At 62.0% G+C, this 19292-nt stretch carries 17 protein-coding genes and 2 pseudogenes; 9 read left to right on the forward strand and 10 right to left on the reverse strand.

Annotation, left to right across the window (positions count from 1 at the left end; all coding sequences use genetic code 11):
• Positions 1-68: 68 nt before the first annotated feature.
• The 5 genes from KFB96_RS03175 to bet all read right to left on the reverse strand — a co-directional run bounded on the left by KFB96_RS03175 (position 69) and on the right by bet (position 5021).
• Positions 69-1145, reverse strand: coding sequence for a DUF3150 domain-containing protein (locus KFB96_RS03175; RefSeq protein ID WP_213458930.1), 1077 nt, complete (start codon positions 1143-1145; stop codon positions 69-71).
• Positions 1146-1229: 84 nt separating this feature from the next.
• Positions 1230-1589 (reverse strand): hypothetical protein, encoded by a 360-nt coding sequence (locus KFB96_RS03180; RefSeq protein WP_213458932.1) that lies wholly within the window; start codon positions 1587-1589, stop codon positions 1230-1232.
• Complete coding sequence (locus KFB96_RS03185; RefSeq protein ID WP_213458934.1) at positions 1586-2539, reverse strand: AAA family ATPase; 954 nt, start codon at positions 2537-2539, stop codon at positions 1586-1588. Before KFB96_RS03185 ends, KFB96_RS03180 begins: the two co-directional genes overlap by 4 nt.
• A gap of 292 nt (positions 2540-2831) precedes the next feature.
• Positions 2832-3848 carry a lambda-exonuclease family protein gene (locus KFB96_RS03190; protein WP_213458936.1) on the reverse strand — a complete coding sequence of 339 codons (1017 nt, stop codon included), beginning with the start codon at positions 3846-3848 and terminating at the stop codon, positions 2832-2834.
• Between the two features lie 105 nt (positions 3849-3953).
• Positions 3954-5021, reverse strand: coding sequence for a phage recombination protein Bet (gene bet, locus KFB96_RS03195; RefSeq protein ID WP_213458938.1), 1068 nt, complete (start codon positions 5019-5021; stop codon positions 3954-3956).
• A 637-nt stretch (positions 5022-5658) separates the two neighbouring features.
• Here bet and KFB96_RS03200 point away from each other — a divergent pair.
• The gene (locus tag KFB96_RS03200) at positions 5659-6279 is read left to right on the forward strand and encodes a plasmid stabilization protein (RefSeq protein ID WP_213458940.1); all 621 of its coding nucleotides are present in this window, start codon (positions 5659-5661) and stop codon (positions 6277-6279) included.
• A 181-nt stretch (positions 6280-6460) separates the two neighbouring features.
• On the opposite strand, the gene KFB96_RS03205 is transcribed toward KFB96_RS03200, so the two are convergent.
• Positions 6461-7297: a DUF3530 family protein gene (locus KFB96_RS03205; RefSeq protein WP_213458942.1), complete on the reverse strand. Its 837-nt coding sequence runs from the start codon at positions 7295-7297 to the stop codon at positions 6461-6463.
• 690 nt (positions 7298-7987) lie between these two features.
• Here KFB96_RS03205 and KFB96_RS03210 point away from each other — a divergent pair.
• From KFB96_RS03210 to KFB96_RS03235, 6 genes are all read left to right on the forward strand, one after another.
• On the forward strand, positions 7988-8446 hold the full coding sequence (locus tag KFB96_RS03210; RefSeq protein WP_213458944.1) for a hypothetical protein: 459 nt from the start codon (positions 7988-7990) through the stop codon (positions 8444-8446).
• Positions 8447-8535: 89 nt separating this feature from the next.
• Positions 8536-8694 (forward strand): hypothetical protein, encoded by a 159-nt coding sequence (locus KFB96_RS03215; protein WP_213458946.1) that lies wholly within the window; start codon positions 8536-8538, stop codon positions 8692-8694.
• A gap of 336 nt (positions 8695-9030) precedes the next feature.
• Entirely contained in the window at positions 9031-9447 is a 417-nt protein-coding gene (locus tag KFB96_RS03220) for a 3'-5' exonuclease (RefSeq protein WP_213458948.1), read from the forward strand.
• A 938-nt stretch (positions 9448-10385) separates the two neighbouring features.
• Positions 10386-10892 (forward strand): single-stranded DNA-binding protein, encoded by a 507-nt coding sequence (ssb, locus tag KFB96_RS03225; RefSeq protein ID WP_366931524.1) that lies wholly within the window; start codon positions 10386-10388, stop codon positions 10890-10892.
• A 203-nt stretch (positions 10893-11095) separates the two neighbouring features.
• Complete coding sequence (locus KFB96_RS03230) at positions 11096-12220, forward strand: hypothetical protein (protein ID WP_213458950.1); 1125 nt, start codon at positions 11096-11098, stop codon at positions 12218-12220.
• A complete protein-coding gene (locus KFB96_RS03235; protein ID WP_300971261.1) occupies positions 12210-13853 on the forward strand; it encodes an exonuclease domain-containing protein in 1644 nt (547 codons plus the stop codon). Before KFB96_RS03230 ends, KFB96_RS03235 begins: the two co-directional genes overlap by 11 nt.
• Positions 13854-14332: 479 nt before the next feature.
• Here the strand turns inward: KFB96_RS03235 and KFB96_RS26305 are convergent, their stop codons facing one another.
• Positions 14333-14701, reverse strand: a complete 369-nt coding sequence (locus KFB96_RS26305; RefSeq protein WP_300971262.1) for a transposase — start codon at positions 14699-14701, stop codon at positions 14333-14335.
• A gap of 216 nt (positions 14702-14917) precedes the next feature.
• On the reverse strand, positions 14918-15976 hold the full coding sequence (locus KFB96_RS03245) for a leucine-rich repeat domain-containing protein (protein WP_213458952.1): 1059 nt from the start codon (positions 15974-15976) through the stop codon (positions 14918-14920).
• A 290-nt stretch (positions 15977-16266) separates the two neighbouring features.
• Here KFB96_RS03245 and KFB96_RS03250 point away from each other — a divergent pair.
• Positions 16267-16854 (forward strand): annotated as a pseudogene (locus KFB96_RS03250) (Tn3 family transposase); the annotation flags it as partial.
• Between the two features lie 388 nt (positions 16855-17242).
• On the opposite strand, the gene KFB96_RS03255 reads toward KFB96_RS03250, so the two are convergent.
• Positions 17243-17524 (reverse strand): hypothetical protein, encoded by a 282-nt coding sequence (locus tag KFB96_RS03255; RefSeq protein ID WP_213458954.1) that lies wholly within the window; start codon positions 17522-17524, stop codon positions 17243-17245.
• Between the two features lie 257 nt (positions 17525-17781).
• Positions 17782-18950: pseudogene (locus tag KFB96_RS27380) on the reverse strand (ISL3 family transposase).
• Between KFB96_RS27380 and KFB96_RS26320 the strand changes: the two are divergent.
• Positions 18852-19121: a hypothetical protein gene (locus tag KFB96_RS26320; RefSeq protein ID WP_213459929.1), complete on the forward strand. Its 270-nt coding sequence runs from the start codon at positions 18852-18854 to the stop codon at positions 19119-19121. The pseudogene KFB96_RS27380 and the gene KFB96_RS26320 sit on opposite strands and share 99 nt — an antisense overlap.
• Positions 19122-19292: the final 171 nt, after the last annotated feature.

A 19292-nucleotide genomic window follows, 5' to 3' on the forward strand; every position in this document is an offset into this window, starting at 1 on the left:
GGTGTACCCCGGTCGGGTGGATTGATGGGAAGCCGGCGCGGATGCGCCGGCTCGGGTTCAGGCTCGGATCAGAAGAAGAAGCCCTCGACGTCCGCGACCGTCTCCTCGACGGGCCTGGCGCACGCGGGCTCCGGCGGGTGGTCTTGCATGTCGATGTCGTCGACCTCGATCGTCACCTCGCTGAACAAGGCGTCCATCTCGGCCTCGAAGTCCATCGCGGACTGCACGGCGAGCGGCGATGCGGCCACCGTCGTTTTACGCTCGGTCGGCAGCGGGACCACCTCGGCCTCCGTGTCTTCCGGGTCGCTCGCGCTCGGCATGCCGCCCTGCTGAACCGCCCACTGGCCCGCCCCGTGGCGTGCCATGCGCTCGGCGTCCGCGAGGAGCAGCGCGAGCCCCATGCCTTCGTTGAAGATCGGGCCGTCGATCGGGCCGTCCGGCAGGCGCGCGAACCAGTCATCGAGGGTGTCCACCACCGGATGGATCCGCCGGTCCACGAAGGACAGGCAGGCGAGCTTCTCGCGGATGCGTCGGAAGGTGCCGAGCGCACGGCGATGCAGCTTCTCCTTGCCCTCGAAGCTGCCTTCGAGCTCGCGGGCCATCTGCTCGACTTCGGCGAAGATGCCGTCGCCGAGCCCCTGGACCTCCTCCTCGAGCGTCCCCGGTTGCTCCGCCGGGGCGATCCGCACGATCTGGTAGCCGAAGCGCAGACGCGTACCGACGACCTCCGCCGGCTCGATGGCTCGACGGATCGGCTCCTCCCAGGCGGGCAGATTGGAGATCCACTCCTCCAACGCCCGGTCGTAACCGGCCAGGAAGGCGCGGGTTTCCGTGTCGAACTCCACCTTCAGCACGGCCAAGCTCTCGGCGATCGACTCGGCATGGGCGTGCGGCACGGCAAACCCGCCGAGAAAGCGGGTTCCGACCTGCAGGCAGGTGCGCTCCGCACCCTTCTTGATGCGGTGAAAAATCCTCAAAGGCTCGGGGTCGCAGACCCGTTTGGATCCCAGGGAGACCAGCTCCTCGGGCGGGACCTCGGTGCCGAGCTTCAGGTCTTCGGCGCGCAGTTTCTTGCGTCCGGACCAGATGGCGACGTTCAACATGACCAGAGTGATCCGGTCGGTGATATGGGTGATCGTGTGCATACGTGGGCTCCCGGGCGAACCGGGACGCACGCGATCGCCGGGCGGCGAAGACGTGCGCCGCGGTCGGCCGTGTGTCGAGATCGGTTAGAAGTAAAACCCGTCGTCTTCGCCCAACAGGGCGGCGATGTCGCGGGTTGGTTTGGGGTCGGGCGTTGGCGCAGCGGGTACGACGGGAGTCACCCGCTGATCCGGACCGTCCCGAGACAGGAGCACGACAGCCCCGGTCGCATCGATGTCCGCCCGGCCGACGGCGACGTAGCCCTTGAGCGTCTTCTCGCGTGCCCGCTCGAGTGCGACCTGCAACGGCTTGGATTGGGTTTGCCGCAGACGACCGGCCGGTCCCCAACGGATCTGCGCCGTCCCGTTGCCGAGATCGGCGTAGGCCCATTCCTTGGCGGTCCCGTCCCCGTGCTCGTAGCGATAGAGCCGATACAGCGGACTCATGGTTTCGCACCCCAGTAGTCGCCGAAGACATCGGCGGCGATCCGGTGGATCGCCTCGCGCTGCTCCGGCTCCGCGCGGGCGGTCAAGGATTGCTCCAAGGCATACTCGAAGACGTTCGGTGCGCCTTTGAACGCCAGACTCAGCGTGGCCCAGCGCACCAGGGTTCGGGTGCTCATGGTCACGGTCAGCTCTCCGGATTCGGTACCGGCACCCAGGAACAGGCGCCGCACCTCCTCGGCCACGAGGATCATCTTCGCGATGATCTCCGCGGGCAGCTTCGGGACCGCCGCGGCGATCAGATCCTGTTCCGTCTCGGGCTCCGGATAGCCGACCTGCACCACCCGGAAGCGGTCCATGAAGGCGAGGTTCTGTCGCAGCACCCCTTGGTAGAGCCCCGAGCGGTCGCCGGCGCCGGCGGTATTGCCGGTCGCGACGACCCGGAACTTCGGATGGGGCCGGATCACCTCCCCGCCGTTCTCCGCGATCACCAGCGGATGGCCCTCGAGGATGTCGTTCAGACCCGCCAACTCGGCCGGGTCCATCAGGTCGCTCTCGTTGAGCACCAGGAGGTGCCCGTCGCGCGCCGCCGTGGACAGGGGTCCGTGGACGAAACGGGTGCTGCCATCGACCAATACGAACTGGCCGACCAGGGCCGCCAGCTCCATGCGTCCGTGGCAGGTCACCGACTGCACCGGCCAGGCGAGCCGGGCGGCAATCTGCAGGATCAGGCTGGTCTTGCCCGATCCGGTCGGTCCGGTCAGGAACAGGCCGTCGCCGCCGGCATCGTGCAGGAAGGCCAGCACGTCGCGCAGCAGCTCGGGTCTGAAGACATAGGGCTTGCGCACCGGAACGTGCGGGTGGGTGTCGTCGGCGAAACCGATCACTTCCAGACCCGGACGGGCCTTGACGTTGAAGGTGGTCGCGACATCGAAACGTTGGCTGGCGGTCATGGTGTGGTCTCCATCGGGTGGGTGAACCCGAGGAGACGCACGCCTCCCGTGGGGGGAGCGCAGGTCTCCCCGGGGGGCTTGGGTTACGGAGGGTTGGGGTTGGCTGTGTCGCCGAGAGTCGGCCCGTTCAGCTCGCGGAGTCGTCATGTCCGGCAGGGACATCACGTCATTCGGCTGTCCGATCGCGACCGCGGCTCTGTCGGTCGGGACGGGACAGCCGCCGGCCGGGGCCGGGGTGTCTTGGAATGGATCCGCGGATCCGGGGCCCGTCCTTGAGCCTGGATCCGCATGGCTAGAAGTAAAAGCCCATGTCGGTCTCGGTGGCGTGCCGCAGCGCTTCGACCTCGGCCTCACTGAACGGGACGCTTGCCGTGCCGTCCTTCAGGGTCGTGATCCTGACCCGGTCGGAGGACGCGCGGCGATAGCGCTCCAAGCGCATCGGATCGACATCGGGTGCAACGTCCGCGAGGGCGGCCTTGTAGTCGATCGCTCCGGCCACGGCGTAGCGCAGGACCCGCAGCCCGGCGCTCTCGCCCATCGCGAAGTCGCCCAGCAGGGCCACCAGTTGCGACTCGATGCCGTCCAGACCCGACCTCAGGGTCTTGAGCGCGGCATCGACCTTGGCCTTCTCGGCCGCGAGCCTGCGGTACTCCCCGGACAGCCGCGTCCAGGTCGCCAGCTCCGTGCCGGACGGGGTGTAGAGATCCCGCTCGGGATCGCGTTCGGGCTCCTGCTTCTTCTCCACGCGCGTCCGAAACTCCAGGCAGCGCGGCACCAGGGTGTCCCGGATGAAGGTCTCGTCGCGCGGGATGCGAAAGTCGACCGCGATGCCCGGCGCCCGATGAAACACCAGCCAGCCTTCGGCGGCGTCGGCGACATGGATCTGACACTGGACCTGATGCCAATAGAGGCGGTAAGCCTCCGAGGCGACCCCGTGCTCCAGGATCTGCAGATAGGTGCTCTCGTGCGGCACCTTGAGCTCGACCGGGATGCCGTTGTTGTCCAGGCCGTCGAAGGACGCGCGGATGACGGGATGGGTGTCGGACTCGCCGCAGAGCGGCAGCAGCAAGGTGTCGTGGCGCTCCTCGAAGCCCCGACGGGCGGTGTCTTCGAGCGAGGTGCCGCGGCGCACGACCGGGTTGCCGCTCAAGTCTTCGGGCAACAGCATCCCGATCTTCTCCGCCCACAGCCGCCACGGCGTCTTGTAGGGCGAGACGCCGAGAACGGCCGCGGCATCCGAGGCCGAGACCCCGGCGTTACGCCAGACGTGCCACTCGGGGGTGCGTTGGGTGATGTCGATGACGTGCATGGGGTGCTCCTGAACAGAACGGGGCACCGTCCCCGAGGGGCAGCGCGTGCCCCCAGGGGTGGATGATCGGAATCCGATGACCGCCGTCCGTGGCGGTCATGGGAGCTAGGCGGCTTCGGCGACGGGCGCCTCGGCGGCCTTGGCTTTCCTCGTGACGACCGACAACGCGGCCGCCTGCTCCAACTCGGCGAGGGCGTAGGCGAGATGCACCCCGTTGAAACGGGCGCGGGCATAGTCCTCGGCCTGACCCCAAGCGCCGACCTTGCAGGCCCGCTCCACGAGCGTGGCGACCTGCTTGGCCACCTGCGCGTCGATGACGGCATCCCGCTGTGCGGGATCCGCCGGGGCGGTTGCGGAGACGGAGGTCTCGTCGGTTCCGTTTGGCCGAGCGGTGTCGACCGACGCGGTGTCGACGACTGTCGGACTCACCCGCGGTTGGATCGTGGTCGGTTGCGCGGTGACGATCTCGCCCTCGATCACGGCCCCGTCGACGGGGGCATGGCCCTCGATGGCCTTGCCTTCCATCTCCTCGGCGGTGTAGCCGGCTTCCTCGGGAAAGGCCGCCCGCAGGCTCGCGGCTTTGGCGCATTTGAGAAGCTGTCCCTTCGGACGCTTCTGCCACATCTCGTTCGGCACCTCCGCGCGGCCTTGTCGGGCATAGGTCTCCTCCCAGAAGACCATCTCGGAGAAGGGGCAGCGCACCCCGTTGACCATCCGATAGACCGTCGTTTCGGCCCACTCGGGGAAGGTCACGGTGACGGCGACCTCGGTCCATTTGTCGTCGCGCTTCACCGTCCCGGTGAAGGTCTTGGTCAGCTCCGGTCCGAACTGCGGCGAGTCGAGCCCGGCCCACAGGCCGGTGCGCGCCGCCGTGATCTGGACCTCGGCGATGCCGGGCCACACAGTTTCGACATAGCGCCCGAGCGCGGTCGACCACATGGAGACGACGTGCACCGGGCGCTTCATCACGTCCAGACCGCGCGCCTGGCAATAGCGCACGGCAAGGATCACGCCCTCAGGGGTCTTGGCGTTGGGGAAGATCGAGTCGGCGAGCACCGCCCAGGTTCCGGCGTCCAGGCCGATCTCGGCGAGGACGCTCGGGGCGACCGGGAGGCGGCTGGGGACGAGCGAGCTGGTCAAGGCTTGAGTCGGGTTGCTGCGGCGTGTAGCCATGGCGTGGTCTCCATCGGGTGGGTGAACCCGAGGAGACGCACCTCTCCCCCGGGAGCGGCAGTCTCCCCGGGACGGGTGAGCCGGCAGGGCCGGCGGTTGGTTTCGGCTGTGTTCGGGCAAACGCCCGGGGTCAGCGGCCCCGTCGGTCGGTCTCGCACATGGAGAACCGAGCGGATCGGTCGACAATCGCCTGTCCGCTGCGGGCCGTGCGGGCAACGGCCGCGGTCGGAGCGCAGGGGACAGGGGAATCGATGGGGTTCGGAGGAGGGCGTGCGGACGCATGGAGCGACACGGCGCGGTGTCGATCCTCGGGGTAAGGTCGGTGGGTTGCGGAGCGTTCGATGGAGACGGACGCGCGATCGGCACGGTTGGCCGTCGTCGGCACCCTGAAGGCGTGTGGCCTTCGCGACTGCATGCGATCAGGTCGACTTGGTTTCGGCTGTTACGTCCGGGCGGACGTTTCGGTTCGCAGGGGAGCCGCGGCCAGCTACCGCTTGTGTATTCCAGCGCAGGCGCACGGCGATTGCAAGGCCGTGATCGGGTCGAAAAGCAGCGTTTCGGAGGTCTTTTCCCCGGTGCGAGCGCGTTCGGGTCCGGGCTAGGCTGAAGACTCCGATCAGCCGCAAAGAGCATCCCCATGCCCGCCCCGAGAGGTTACAGCCGCCCCGAATTCCACGTCCCCGTCACCCTGCAATCGGCACATGCCCACCGCGTCGTCGGCCGCAGCCTGATCCGTGTCGCGCGCGCCCTCTACGGGATCGACGTGGTGCTCCACGCGATCGGCGATGCCCGGCAGATGGAGGAGGTCGAGGGCCTGGTCGATGGCCTGCTCGGCGCCTTCGCCCAACGCTTGGACGAAGAGATCGCCCGCGTGGAGGCGTTGAAGAGCGCCAACGGCATCGCCGCCGTGCCGCGCTACACCAACCCGAGCCGGGTCACCTTCCGCATCTCCTCGCCCCAGCTCTCCCAATACGCCAACCTGATCCAGGCGCTGGACCGACTCACCGTCGGCATCGACACCCTCTGGCTGAGCGGCCTCTTCAGCAATCGTCAGCGCGCCGATGCGGTCTATACCTGGCGCAACGAGCTCCTCTCCGTCGGTCGACGCATCGTCGAAATCGAAGCGCGTGCCCGCGATTTCGCGCGGCGCCAAGGCAAGGAGGAGGAGATCGCCGCCGGGGATGCCGCGGCGAACTCCGTGGTGGTGTTGGACGAGGAGGGCGAGTTGGCGGGAGACGAGGAGGAGGTTGCCACGTAATCAGCATCCCCGACGCTCCGTAGATCCGGTCATGGCGATCGCCGACGTTCGCCTGTTGTCCTGTGCCTGCGGTTCGAGCGTCAGGCGGGCAGGCCACTTGATCGGAGTCGGCGTCGTCGACTCGTCACCAAGACCGCGTCGCCGTCGTTGCGCGGTCGCCCTATGAGGCGGTCCCCGGCCATTACGGGGTCGGCACAGTCTGGTCCAGCCACTGACCGACGGTCTCGATCAAGGGCTCTTCATATCCCTCGAAGAAATGGTCTGCGCCGGGGATCTGCACCTGATGATAGCCGGGGTTCGCAGCGGCGGTCTCGGCGCGCTCCCGGGCCCCCGAGACGACCGCCGGCAGATCATTCTCGCCGAACAGGTCGAGCATCGGGATGGTGATCCTGCGCACCAATTCGACGTTGTCGCGACCGGCCTGAAGTCCGCTGCTGGACATGCCGATGGCCACATAAGCATCGACGTCGTCGGGACGGGCGGCGAGAGCGTCGTTGACCATGGTGGCGCCGAGACTGTGCGCGACGATGACGATGCGCTCGGCGCCATGTGCCTTCAGATAGGCGACGGCGGCAGCGAGGCGGGGAGCACTTTCGGCAATGAGCGGCGCGTAATCGGCCCCGGTCGCCTCGTTCGCCAGGACCGGCATCTGAATGGCGAGGGTGCTCCATCCGTCGCGGGGCAGAGCGGTGCGCAGCGGATAGACCACCTGTGGCCAGTTGGGGTGAACGCCGATGCCGTGCACGATGATCGCACCCCGGCCCGCGTCCTCTTCGGCCTCGGTATAAAGCCCGAGGAAGGTCGCCTCGCCGGCCGTGAGATCGACGGCCTCGCCGTCCATCAGGCTGTCGACGATCTGCTCGCGCCACCGCAGCTCTTTGCCGAGATCCGAGCCGGTCGTTTGGATCGGCGCAGCGGTGGTGTCGGCATGGATCGGTCCGCTCGGACTGGCAACGACCAAGGCGAGCAAGATGGACAGGGTGGGCAGGGTGGGCAGGGTGGTCGGTGTCTTCGTCATCGGTTGGCCTCCTGTGGTGTGCGGATCTCGGTGCGGCGGGGGCGCATCTTCTCGACACACCGCCCCGTGGAAGCTCGCGAGTCTCCTCGGATTCAGGCGCATCGCCCTTTTCGGCTCGGGGATGCTCTGTGCTCCGAACGATCACCATAGACCGGGGTCGGGCTTGGCGCGAGTCAGGCTCTCTTCGATCCGGTCCCGCAGGAACGCGGTGCTAGAAGGGCTGCAGATCAGCGGCCGGCCAATACCCAATCAAGACGCACAGGCTCGGCCATCGGGCGTCCTCATGGCTCCTCTACGGGTCAGTGGGGCGAGCCAACCCAGTGCCGCTTGGCCCCGCAACCGGTGAATGCCGGAGAGACCACGGGTGACCGTTCGATCCTGATACCGGTCACCCGCCGCCCGGCGACCGACGGACCGGTCACGACCCACAGACACTGGTGCATTGCCGGACGGGGTCCGCAGTCGAGCGGGCAGCGGACACCCGTCGCGGCATTGAATCACAGATCCTGTCCCCGGAACCCGTCGGATTTGAGAAACCGCTGCGGCGCCGCCGCACGGCGTGCGGCCCGTTCCCGAACGGTGCCGGCGATCCTGCGCGCAGGGTGTCCTTTCCTGTCATACTGCGCCGCGCGACCCCCGCGGCGTTCCTCGACGCGCTGTCCGGGTTCAGCGACGAGGCGGAGACGGCACATGACGGACGACACGAAGCACCCCTTGGTCCCCCGGCCCGCTGCGGACATCGCCGCGCCGGGGCGGCGCACCCCTCGCGTCGTGGCGGCGGTGACCGGGGACATCCTGGCGCGCGCCCGGGCGCAGGATCTCGACGCGGCCCGGGTTCCCCTCGGGGAAGCACCTACGCGCTTCCTGAGCGCCAGCACCTGTACGCCTGAAGACATCGGCGTACCGATGACCATCGTGGCATGCTTTGTTGATGCGCCGATGCCCGATGGCAAGGAGAAGCTTCAGCTGCGCCTGCAGCACCGAGGCGCTCTCATTGGCTATACCTGCAACGGTCGTGCTGCCATGGCGCTGGTGCTTGCCGGTTGTGAAGAGGAAGCAGATGCAGTTGGCATGCGTGTCGAATTCGGTTTGATCGACGTCACTGAGCACAATGGCTTCGACAAGTCGTTGACAATCAAGGTTTTGTAGAAATCCCTACTCGGTATCTGCTGCGCGCGCCCGATTACCGCCAGATCCTGCAGTGGGCCAATGCCTTGGGCCTGGCGCCGGAGGCGGTTTTGAAACGGCTCGCCGGGAGTTCGGTGAACTGGGTCATTAACGGTAAGTTCATCGACGTTTCCGTGGAATTTTCCGTGGAAGACGGCGCCATGGTCGGCGTCGCCTGGGACTTCGACGTCTCCCCTTCATCCCCGGCAACTGGGAGTCTGGGTTGCTGATTCGTCACTTGGGCCTCGAGGGACGCTGGCCGGACGTGTCCACCGCCCTCCGTCCGGTTCTGCCGCGCCTGCAGACCCTTTGCTGCGGTTCGCTCGGACTGGAGTTGCTAGACCTCTCGCCAGTGCCAGAGCTGACAACGCTCGATTGCGTATCCAACAACATAACCGAGTTGGACCTCTCGCCGGTTCCCGGGCTGACCACGCTTTTTTGCTAGGACAACAACCTCCCTGAGCTGGACCTCTCCCCGGTGCCGGGCCTGACTAGGCTTGATTGCAACACAGGCCTGCGACTTCACAACGCACCGGCTTGCCTAAAGATTATTAGTATTTGAAATCATGAATTTAGAAAGCTGGATTCTCCTCGACACCGAAACCACCGGCATCAAGGCACCCGTCTACGTGGTGGAGTTGGCTGCCCAGCGCATGCGCGGCTGGACGCCGGAAGGCCCGTCCTTTCGTCGCCTGCTCAACCACAACGCCGCGATTCCGCCCGAGGCCTCCCGCGTCAACGGCTACACCCGCGAGATCCTGGAGCGCGACGGCGAGCCGCCGCGTCAGGTCTACGACGCCTTTGACCGATACGTCGGGGAACGGCCGCTGGTCGCCTACAACCTGCGCCACAATTCCGGGGGACAGTGCGGCCTGGCAAGGCCGCGTGTTCTAGCGGGTGGGAATCCCGCCTGGGTAATCGTGCGCCGCGAGCCCAGTATCGAGCCTTGCGGCGTGGACGGCAACGGACACGTCGATGCGTAGGCACGAAAGCAGGCGAGGTGCAAAGGTAACGGGTGGAGCCGACCTTGAAGGTGTTGAGCCCCGTAAAGAACAGTCGGGAGTGCCGACGGGTTTGTCCCTCCGGCAGGCAACAATCCGTGTCGCGGTATGGCGTGCGATGCGGGTACTCCTCGGGGTCCGAGGCCGTATCGAGCCTGACATCGAGAGCATGCGGTAACCAGGGAGATCCACGCATCGGTCCGCTGGAGGCGGGCACCCGCGAACAAGTTAAAAGCGAGGACGTGGGCGGCGTTGCGTGGAAGTCGGAGCCATCCATACGAGCGTTGACGCCCGGTAACGCGGGTCGAGCAAAGGGGTGGCGGCCTGAGACAACGCGAGGGTGAAACACGGCCCTACACCGTGAGGACTCTGTCCGTGGCAACGACGCTCGCGCGTTTCACACAGTCGGCGTGCCCCGTCCTTGGGCGGTGCGTGCGAAGCCCTGCGCTGCGGCGGGTGCCGTCAATGCGGAGTCGACAGGGCGCCGGATCGCTCCCCTGTTCCACTGTGAAAGACTCGGGCTGGGAGCCGGATGGTGTAACACTCCAAGTCCGGTTCTGCGAGGGGCCGGGAACGAGCCGTCGCATGGCAGAGATATTGTGGCACCGCCGGGAAACCAGGCGGCAACAGAGAACACGAACTTCTGTCTACACGACGGTGAGAACCCGGCCTACTCTCCGTTTCGCCTAATCCCGTTCCAGCAGTTCTAAATAGGCCCCGGGTGTAAGAGTCTCGTCGCGGTGGCTGATGTAGCGATGAGTGCTTACAATCTCCTCCGAGCAGTATGGGTAGACCCCGCATCCAGAGCCAAACCATCAGCGGTCGCATAGAGCATCGAGCTTTCACTCTACAGTATTCGATGGGAGATGGAGCCCAACTGGTTGTGATTGATTGGTGACGCCTCATGGCGAACCCGAATCGTGAAACCTCATGGTGAATGGTTCCTTAACGGAGAACGGAATATGAGCGGAATCAACAAGGTCATCTTGGTCGGCAACCTCGGGGCGGATCCCGAGATCCGCACCACCTCAAGCGGCGAATCGGTCACGACATTGAGCGTGGCGACCAGCGAAAAATGGAAGGATAGACAGACGGGCGAACCTGTTGATAAGACGGAATGGCACCGCGTCGTTCTTTGGCGTCGACTTGCTGAGATTGCCGGTCAATATCTCCGGAAGAGCTCAAAGGTTTACATCGAGGGCAAACTCACGACTCGGAAATGGACCGATCAATCGGGACAAGATCGGTACACGACCGAGATCCAGGGCAACGAACTGCAGATGCTCGACGGGCGGCCATCCGCCGACGCCGAGCGCCGGAGTGATTCGAGGACCGAGGGCCGAGCGGACGCCATGACGCGCGACTCGGCCCAGAACCGGGCACCGACGCCACCACCTATCGACGACTTTGACGACATTCCCTTCTGAGGTTCATCTTCCCGGCCCTGAAGAACAAACCAAGGTTAAGATCGTCTCTCGGATCTCTCGTCGTCGCGCTCGCGCAACGCAACCGACCTTCTCGATCCGGGCGGGTCCTCGTGACGATGCTTCGCCGGTTGCAGGATTCTTCTGAACGAACGACCGCGGTCGGTTCTTTTTCGGTACAGGAAGGACGCCTTTGGAGACGGCACATGACGGACGACACAAAGCACCCCTTGGTCCCCCGGCCCGCCGCGGACATCGCCGCGCCGGGGCGGCGCACCCCTCGCGTCGTGGCGGCGGTGACCGGGGACATCCTGGCGCGCGCCCGGGCGCAGGATCTCGACGCGGCACGGTTTCCCGTCGGGGCGTATCGGCTGCGCGCGCCCGATTACCGGCAGGTCCTGCGCTGGGCCGCAGCCGCGGGCTTGGCGCCGGAGGCGGTCCTGGAACGGCTCGCCGGGAGTTCGGTGGAATGGAAACTGAAAGACAAGGACCCATGGAAACTGGAAGACATGGAGCCCATTGGCTTCCGCGTGGAGGACGGTGCCATCGTCGGCCTTGCATGGGACTTCGACGTCTTCCCGTTCATCCCGGGCGACTGGGAGTCGGGGTTGCTGATCCGGGACTTGGGCCTCAAGGGTCGCTGGCCGGACGTCGCCGTCGCCCTCCGTCCGGTTCTGCCGCGACTGCTAACCCTCTGCTGCTGTTGGCTTGAACTGGAGTTGCTCGACCTCGCCCGGGTGCCGGGCCTGACCACGCTTGGTTGCCACTTCAACGAACTCGCCGAACTCGACCTCGCCCCGGTGCCGGGCCTGACCTGGCTTCATTGCGACAACAACCGCCTCACCGAGCTCGACCTCGCCCCGGTGCCGGGCCTGACCTGGCTTGATTGCGGCGTCAACCAACTCACCGAGCTCGACCTCGCCCCGGTGCCGGGCCTGACCTCGCTTGATTGCGGCGGCAATCCCCTCTACGAGCTCGACCTCGCCCCGGTGCCGGGCCTGACCTGGCTTGATTGCGGCCGCAACCAACTCACCGCGCTCGACCTCGCCCCGGTGCCGGGCCTAATCGGGCTTCGTTGTTACGGCAACCAACTCACCGCGCTGGACCTCTCCCCGGTGGCGGGGCTGACCAAGCTTGATTGCAACGGCAATAAGCTCACCGCGCTGGACCTCTCCCCGGTGCCGGGGCTGTCCGGGCTTGTTTGCGTCTGGAACAAGCTCACCGCGCTGGACCTCGCCCCGGTGCCGGGGCTGCGAAATTTGTCGTGTTATGAGGATCTGCTAGTCCTGAACGCGCCTCGCGGCTTGGAGATCTACGGATATGAAATCTAACCGCCCCATGCACCAAACCTCCTGGATCCTCCTCGACACCGAAACCTCCGGTATCAAGGCGCCGGTCTACGTTGTGGAGCTGGCCGCCCAGCACATGCGTGGCTGGACACCGGAGGGTGCGCCATTTCGGTGCCTGCTCAATCACAACGCCGAGATTCCGCCCGAGGCCTCCCGCGTCAACGGCTACACCCGCGAGATCCTGGAGCGCGACGGCGAGCCGCCGCGTCAGGTCTACGACGCCTTTGCCCGATACGTCGGGGAACGGCCGCTGGTCGCCTACAACCTGCGCTACGACCTCGACGAGGTGCTGCGCCCCGAATGGGACCGTCTCGGCATCGCGCCGATCGGGCGTCCCGGCTTCTGCGCCCTCAACCTGACCCAGCGTCTGCTGGACCCGGTTCCTGCCGGGAACCACAAGCTGCAGACGCTGCGTCAGTACTACCGGCTGCCCGAGCGCGGCGCGCATACCGCGCCGGGGGATGTGGAGACGGTCGCCGACCTGATGCGGCAGGTCTTGCGCCCCCTGGCCGACGCGCGCGGGCTGGGGAGCTGGGAGGCGATCAGCGCCTTTGCCGCCGCGCCTTGGTTCCCCTCGCGCATCGCCTTCGGCAAGTACAAGGGGCGCCTGTTTCGCGAAGCGCTGGAGGATGAGGCGCTGCACGACTGGCTGCACTGGCTGGCGAGCGCCGACAACCCGCGCAGTGCCGAGATGGGCCGGTGGTATTTGGATCGGCTCCACGCGGAAGTCGGGGTTGCCGAGGCCGAAGCGGTGGTGATCGAGGTCGGGCCGGGCGACAGCGGCGAGCTGGTGCTGTTCCGCGATCCGGAGCGTGAGACGCTGCGCCAATGCGTGGCCGGCGCCCGCGCCCGACTGGCGGATCTGGAGGCGGAGTACACCCGCGAGCATCACGGCGTCGAGGTGCTCCGGTTCGAGCTGTTTACGCGGCTGCGCCCGCATTACGAGCGACGCGATGCACTGCGGCTGCAGGTCCAATACCGGCGCAGGTTTCTCGACACCCTGATCCTCGAGGGCGAGGAAGAGGCCGAGGCGCTCGCGCCCGACTACGCGGAGGCCAAGGCCGAGACCGAGCGCGAGTACGAGGAGACGGCCACGCAGGCGGCCGACACCCACGCCCTGAGCGAGGAGGAAGCGCAGGAGCTGAAGGGCGTTTACAAGAAGCTCGTCCGCCTCTACCACCCCGACCGCTATGCCCAGGAGCCGGAAAAGCAGGCGATTTACGAACGCCTGACGCAGGAGGTCAACACGGCGCGCGATCGCGGCGATATCGAGCGCCTGCGTGAGATCGCCGAGGATCCCAACGGCTTTCTGCTGCGTCAGGGGCTGGCCAGCCTCGATTTCAGCGACGAGGCGGAGCTGGCCAAGCTGCGGGCGCTCTACGCGACGCTGCAGGAGCGCATCTTCGGTCTGTTGGACGAGCTCGAGCGGCTGCGCGAGAGCGGCGACTACGAACTTTACCTGCTCAGCCGGAAACGGCCCGCGTTCGTCCAGGAGATCGCGGACCAGCAGGCCGAGGTGATCGGCGCCGAGATCGCCGAGCTGGAGGCCGAGGCCGCGCAGTTGGCGGAGGAGATCGAGGGTTTGACCGGTGCCGACGACCCGTTCGGCGACTAGCCATCGACCGTGGCCCCGGCGACGACGTAGACTTTCGAAGTATAGCCCTGAGCAGGAAATTTCATTAAATTTCATTAAGAATGTTAAGACGCTGTATAGCAACTTAGATGCCTTGATCATCGTCTGGTCCAAAACCCAGTGCAAGCGTAAGGATAGCTGCAATCTTAGGCTTCTTATCAGCGCTTTACGCCAGGACGCCTTGCTCCCGCCGGCAAGGTGGACCAAACGATGATCGAGGCCAACTTAGGCCAATGCAAAGGGACCCGAGACCGATCGCAAGAGTCGACATCCTATTCATAAAGAATTTGATTTCCGCAGATTTGACGGAGGAGTAGACGCGAGGAGGCAAGATAGACTTGTGATTCACTCGATCGCGGCTCTCTCTCGACTCACGCGACGTGATCGTCCCAACCACGCAACGGTGCGCTCCACAACCCAGCGGCGAGGCAACACATGAAAGCCTTTCTTCTCCCCCCTCTTCACGATTTCGATCCGACAGTCGAACTGCGATAATAACCAATCAAAAGCTCTCGGCCGGAATAGCCGCAATTCGCCCAAATAATCTTGACGTTCCGCACGAGCACGAACACGTCGGCGAGAACCTTGCGAGCGGCTTTGCCGTCGAAGATGTTGGCCGCATGCACGTAGACAATCAGAAGGCAACCCATTGTATCGACGACGATATGCCGCTTCCGGCCCTTGACGAGCTTGCCGCCGTCGAAGCCCGAGTCGAGCGACGACTCGGGTGTCAATAATCGCGATGTTTGCAGGCCGAGCGCCGGATGTTTGTAGGTCGCTACAGCTACCTCGCCACGCTGCTCTTCGAGGCGCCGAAGATCTCTCCACAAAAGACAGCCTCCAAAAGCGCGAATATTAGGAAAACGCGATGCGATTGTCCTGGGGACACACTGCCACGCTCCACCGGCTGGTATCCGAAGTCCCACGCCACCTTGCCTTCTCCGATTGCCTAGGTGCGGCGCACGATCTGGGCCGAGGAGAATGACGTCAATTCAAGGCCCGAGTAGCAGCTCGCGGCGACCGCCTAGATTGGCCAAAGTCGAATTCTAATACTCCATCATTGTTATGGTCTTTTTATTTCCACTTGTACCAACAGTAATTATTTTCAGTTTTGAATTTGGTTCTAAATTATATTCATCGCAAATTTGAATATAAGCAATCTTTACCCATTGAATCAACTCATCTTCAGTAGAAGGAGTTTCCGCATTAAGCGCCATATAAATTGGCACAATATTATTTTCCGAATCAAATGCATTTAAACCTTCGTTTACGATTATTTTATTATATCTGTCGTTAGCTATCATTGCGCTGAAAAAGTCGTCTTCATCCAAATTAGACCACTTAAATATGGCAGATACCGTATCTCTATATTGTGAATCTAAATAAATTGCACTAAAAGAGTCTTCAACACTTCCTCCATCGATATTCTTTTCTGCATAAATTGGGTCTGATATATTACATTTTTGATAACCAAACGATATTCTACATTTGGTGTTACTAAACCTGTCCGTCCATTTTTTTGAATCTTCATTGGTGAAATTATTATTTTGCAAATCTATCGATTCTAAATTATTCAAATTCATTATTTCATCTGGTAGGCTACTTAAATTATTATCCCATATGTAAATCTGATTGAGTGCGGTCATATTTCCTATTTCTTTAGGTAAGCTGGTTAACATGTTGTTATTCAAAATAAGTGTTTCTAGATTTTTTAATTCTCCAATCTCGCTAGGAAGACTGATCAATTTATTTTCACCTAAATCGAGAATTTTTAATTTTTTTAACCTCCCAATACCATTTGGCAATTCAGATATTTGGTTTACTCCAAAATTTAAAAACATTAGTTCATTAAGGCTAAAAACAATCTCAGGGACTATTGAAAATTTATTACCAGATAAACTGAGATCAACTAAGCCTGTAAGTATTGATATATCATCTGATAAATCACTTAGATCATTTGATCGAAGCTCAAGTTTTTTTAATTCACTCCATGCTTTAATTTTTTCTGGTTTAAATTCTACGCAACTGCAATTATTCTGAACCCATTTCCAAAATTTATGATTAACTTTATGTGTTTGAGATTTTCCAAACAGTTTTCCAAACATTTCATGTTCTCCGATTTATCTTGAGCATAAGAACTGACCCCGGACCTTTCTTACCAAAATTCCAATTTATCTGGCAATTTATATTCTGCACCATTTTCGTTTAGGAATTCTATAAAATCACAGATGATTTCTAACTGAAGTTTCCGGGTTTCGGGCGGGGTTAGCGACAGGGGTAGGGGGTATTTTGAGGGGGGTTTGCCTAGATTCGCGCAAACCCTGCCGAAAATCCCAGCCTCCCCAAGCACTACTGACGCCAGCCCGCGCCAGAACCCGGAAACTTCAGTTTCTAATTGTACCGGCCGGAAACCGGCAAGGCCGATGCCTACAAGGATCTTCAACTGATTCTGACCCGACCGATCGACTGGGAGCTGATCCGGCAACAGTACGACCAGATGATCAAATACACGACGGCACTGCGCTTGGGGACCGCCGAGACCGAGGCGATCCTGCGACGCTTTACCCGGCAGAACGTGCAGCACCCGACCTACAAGGCATTGGCCGAGCTTGGAAAGGCCATCAAGACCATCTTTCTGTGCCGCTACCTGCACTCCGAGGCCCTGCGGCGCGAGATCAACGAGGGACTCAATGTCGTCGAGCAGTGGAACGGCGCGACCGATTTCGTCTTCTTCGCCCGCCGCGGCGAGATGGTGAGCAACCGTCGTGAGGACCACGAGATCAGCATGCTCGCGCTCCATCTGATCCAGAACTGCATGGTCTACATCAACACCCTGATGATCCAAACCGTGCTGGCGAGGCCGCATTGGCAGGAACGGCTCACCCCTCGCGACTATGCGGCGCTGACGCCGCTGATCTGGGAGCACGTCAACCCGTACGGTCGCTTCGAGCTGGACATGAACACCCGCCTGGCGTTGCTTTGAGCGAAATGGCGGCTGGTGACACGACTGCTTGTTCTACCCCCATTACTACCGCACGGCACGTGTGATCGCCGCCGTACTCGGCCACTGGCCCGACTGGGAGCCTCACCTACGCGGTTCCTGGACGACGCCGACCGGGACAGGCCCGCGGGCGTCCGCCGAGCGCGGCGGACGCCCGCCGAAACTGGCCCAGCGTGCCCGCCGATAAGCGTTTATGCTCCCTGACCACATCCGGCGGCAGAACAAAGACGTTGTGCAAAGCAAGTTTCGACCGCCGAGGAGCCTGTCTGAAGCTTAGCGTACGATTTTCTCCGTTTTGACCCCTTTAACCGAAACACATAAAGAGCCAATAAACTCACCATTCAGTCTCTATCATTCATTTTTAAGGTTATCAACCGTTATGATCTTTCCCAAGACTCATTGCATACTGCTTAATTCTCATCCAAATCCGTAGTTCCCTGGATTCGCGAACATTCTTGAATTGTCGATAAACTGCCAGATGACCGAAAATGACCAAAGAACTCACAATCACAATCACTGCAGCCGCGTCTCCATAATCTTGTAACAAGAAAATCGAGATCGCCAACCAAACATAGGCTGCAAAAAAGCCAACTCCCGCTATTACAAATCTTGCGATCAACACATCATAGTTTTTTACTTTTGGATCATCCATCTCTTTACTCCTCAATCTTGATGATCAAACACTAAAATTATTGGCGTGTCCCTAGCTGGACCACGATCTTCGCCTCGCTATCCGCCATCCATGGCTACCCCTAGGGGGCTGTCCCACTTGTCGGATTTCGGTCGGGGAAGGCTCTCCCGGATTTCAGGGGAACGTATGGGTTATTTGAAAACAAGTACTTAAGCCAAATCCAGCCGTACACGACAACCCCAAAAAATGGTTGAGCGCTCGACCGACAAGCGCTTGTTTCATCCGCGAGAGGTCCCGAACCGGGCGTATCCATCGAGATCCAAGTACACTCTCTGGTAGAGGTGTTTGAGGCTCGTCATTCCATAGCAGCGGCGCTTGATGACTTTGATCTTATTGTTGAGCCCCTCCACGAATCCACTGGTCCGGCGGCCGACGAAATAATTGGTGATCTCCTCGAAGCGGGTCTCGAGCGTGCCGAGGAAACGATCGAAACACGTGAGCTTGCGGTTGGTGACGCGGCGCATCCAACCGCGCAGTTTACGTTTGCTTTGACCTTTCGACAGGCGACTGTCGTAGATGGCGGTGAGCGCCTCGCAGGCTTCGTACGCTTCTTTGAGTTTCGGGGAGTGGGCGAAGATGCGATTGAGGAGGCGACGCTCATCGGCATTCAGGTCGGCGCGACGATGCCGCAGGACCCAATGCGCGTTCTTGAGCTCATCAATGGACGCTTTGGAGAGCGTGCGACGCAGCCGCTTGAACTCGCGCTTGCGCAGGGTTTCGAGTCCCTCGCGATACAAGCGAGCGACATGAAAGCGGTCCGCGCAGATGAGGACGCGTTTGCCGAACACGGCCTTCGCGGCCCCGATGAAGCCTTGGTAAAGGTCCGAGCAGACAACCTCGACCGTGCGCCGTAAGCGCTTGGGAATGCTTCGAAAAACGCCTCCACGACGGCCTTGGTCCGTGCCGGGAGCAGGGCGATGACGCGGAGCCGATCATTCACGTAGGCACTGATCACGACGACAAAATCGCGATGGCCCTTCTTCAACGCAATCTCGTCGATGCCGATGACCTCCAGCGTCTCGATCCCGTTCCAATCGACCTCGGGCTCGATGCGGCGATCCAGAATGCCCTGCAGCGCATCGACACCGACGGCATGCTTGAGACTCACATCCTCGAGCGTACTGTTGATCAACTCGAGCAGCATTTGCTGCTCGAAGGCCTTCGTAACCGAGGCGCGTGGCGAATACCACGACAGCATCTGACTCGTCGTCGGCCGCCCCTCGCAGGAGTGGCACTGATAGCGTTTGGGTCGCAAAACAAGGACGGTGTGGTAGTCGAACACCGGTAAGTGCCGCAGCTTGATCTCTTGACCAAGCCCGTAGCCATGGTCGATCGGCTTGCCGCAACGGTGACAGTGCGTCCCCTCGAGGGTGCTGTGGACGTGGATCTCAAGCGTTCTGTGCTCACCGAGCACAACGCGATCAATGGCGATATCAGGCAGGTTCAGCAGGGTCTGAAGGGTCTCTGTGTCGAACATCATGATGAGCCGCGTCCGAATGGGGTTCTGCCGGCAGGCAAGGTTCAGGTTGTTGATTTACAAAATATCATAACCCTATGAGATCCTAAAGAGCCTCGGGGAATCGCCGAGAACCGGTCACGGAATGATCAAAGTCGGTGCGCTACACGGATTTCAGCGGCTTCGACTTGATCGAAACCGCTGAAATTCGCGTGAGAGCGCGTTGAGAACCGAAGTCAGACGGCCGCTAGTCTCCGACGCGATAGCGCCACA

The sequence above is a fragment of the Thiocapsa sp. genome (assembly GCF_018399035.1).
In the GTDB taxonomy this organism is placed as follows: domain Bacteria; phylum Pseudomonadota; class Gammaproteobacteria; order Chromatiales; family Chromatiaceae; genus Thiocapsa.

What these genes read in the sequence shown, in the direction of transcription:
- KFB96_RS03175 (WP_213458930.1), bottom strand. Translation starts at nt 1,145, where the DNA reads ATGCACACGATCACCCATATCACCGACCGGATCACTCTGGTCATGTTG.
- KFB96_RS03180 (WP_213458932.1), bottom strand. Translation starts at nt 1,589, where the DNA reads ATGAGTCCGCTGTATCGGCTCTATCGCTACGAGCACGGGGACGGGACC.
- KFB96_RS03185 (WP_213458934.1), bottom strand. Translation starts at nt 2,539, where the DNA reads ATGACCGCCAGCCAACGTTTCGATGTCGCGACCACCTTCAACGTCAAG.
- KFB96_RS03190 (WP_213458936.1), bottom strand. Translation starts at nt 3,848, where the DNA reads ATGCACGTCATCGACATCACCCAACGCACCCCCGAGTGGCACGTCTGG.
- bet (WP_213458938.1), bottom strand. Translation starts at nt 5,021, where the DNA reads ATGGCTACACGCCGCAGCAACCCGACTCAAGCCTTGACCAGCTCGCTC.
- KFB96_RS03200 (WP_213458940.1), top strand. Translation starts at nt 5,659, where the DNA reads ATGCCCGCCCCGAGAGGTTACAGCCGCCCCGAATTCCACGTCCCCGTC.
- KFB96_RS03205 (WP_213458942.1), bottom strand. Translation starts at nt 7,297, where the DNA reads ATGACGAAGACACCGACCACCCTGCCCACCCTGCCCACCCTGTCCATC.
- KFB96_RS03210 (WP_213458944.1), top strand. Translation starts at nt 7,988, where the DNA reads ATGACGGACGACACGAAGCACCCCTTGGTCCCCCGGCCCGCTGCGGAC.
- KFB96_RS03220 (WP_213458948.1), top strand. Translation starts at nt 9,031, where the DNA reads ATGAATTTAGAAAGCTGGATTCTCCTCGACACCGAAACCACCGGCATC.
- KFB96_RS03230 (WP_213458950.1), top strand. Translation starts at nt 11,096, where the DNA reads ATGACGGACGACACAAAGCACCCCTTGGTCCCCCGGCCCGCCGCGGAC.
- KFB96_RS03235 (WP_300971261.1), top strand. Translation starts at nt 12,210, where the DNA reads ATGAAATCTAACCGCCCCATGCACCAAACCTCCTGGATCCTCCTCGAC.
- KFB96_RS03245 (WP_213458952.1), bottom strand. Translation starts at nt 15,976, where the DNA reads ATGTTTGGAAAACTGTTTGGAAAATCTCAAACACATAAAGTTAATCAT.
- KFB96_RS03255 (WP_213458954.1), bottom strand. Translation starts at nt 17,524, where the DNA reads ATGGATGATCCAAAAGTAAAAAACTATGATGTGTTGATCGCAAGATTT.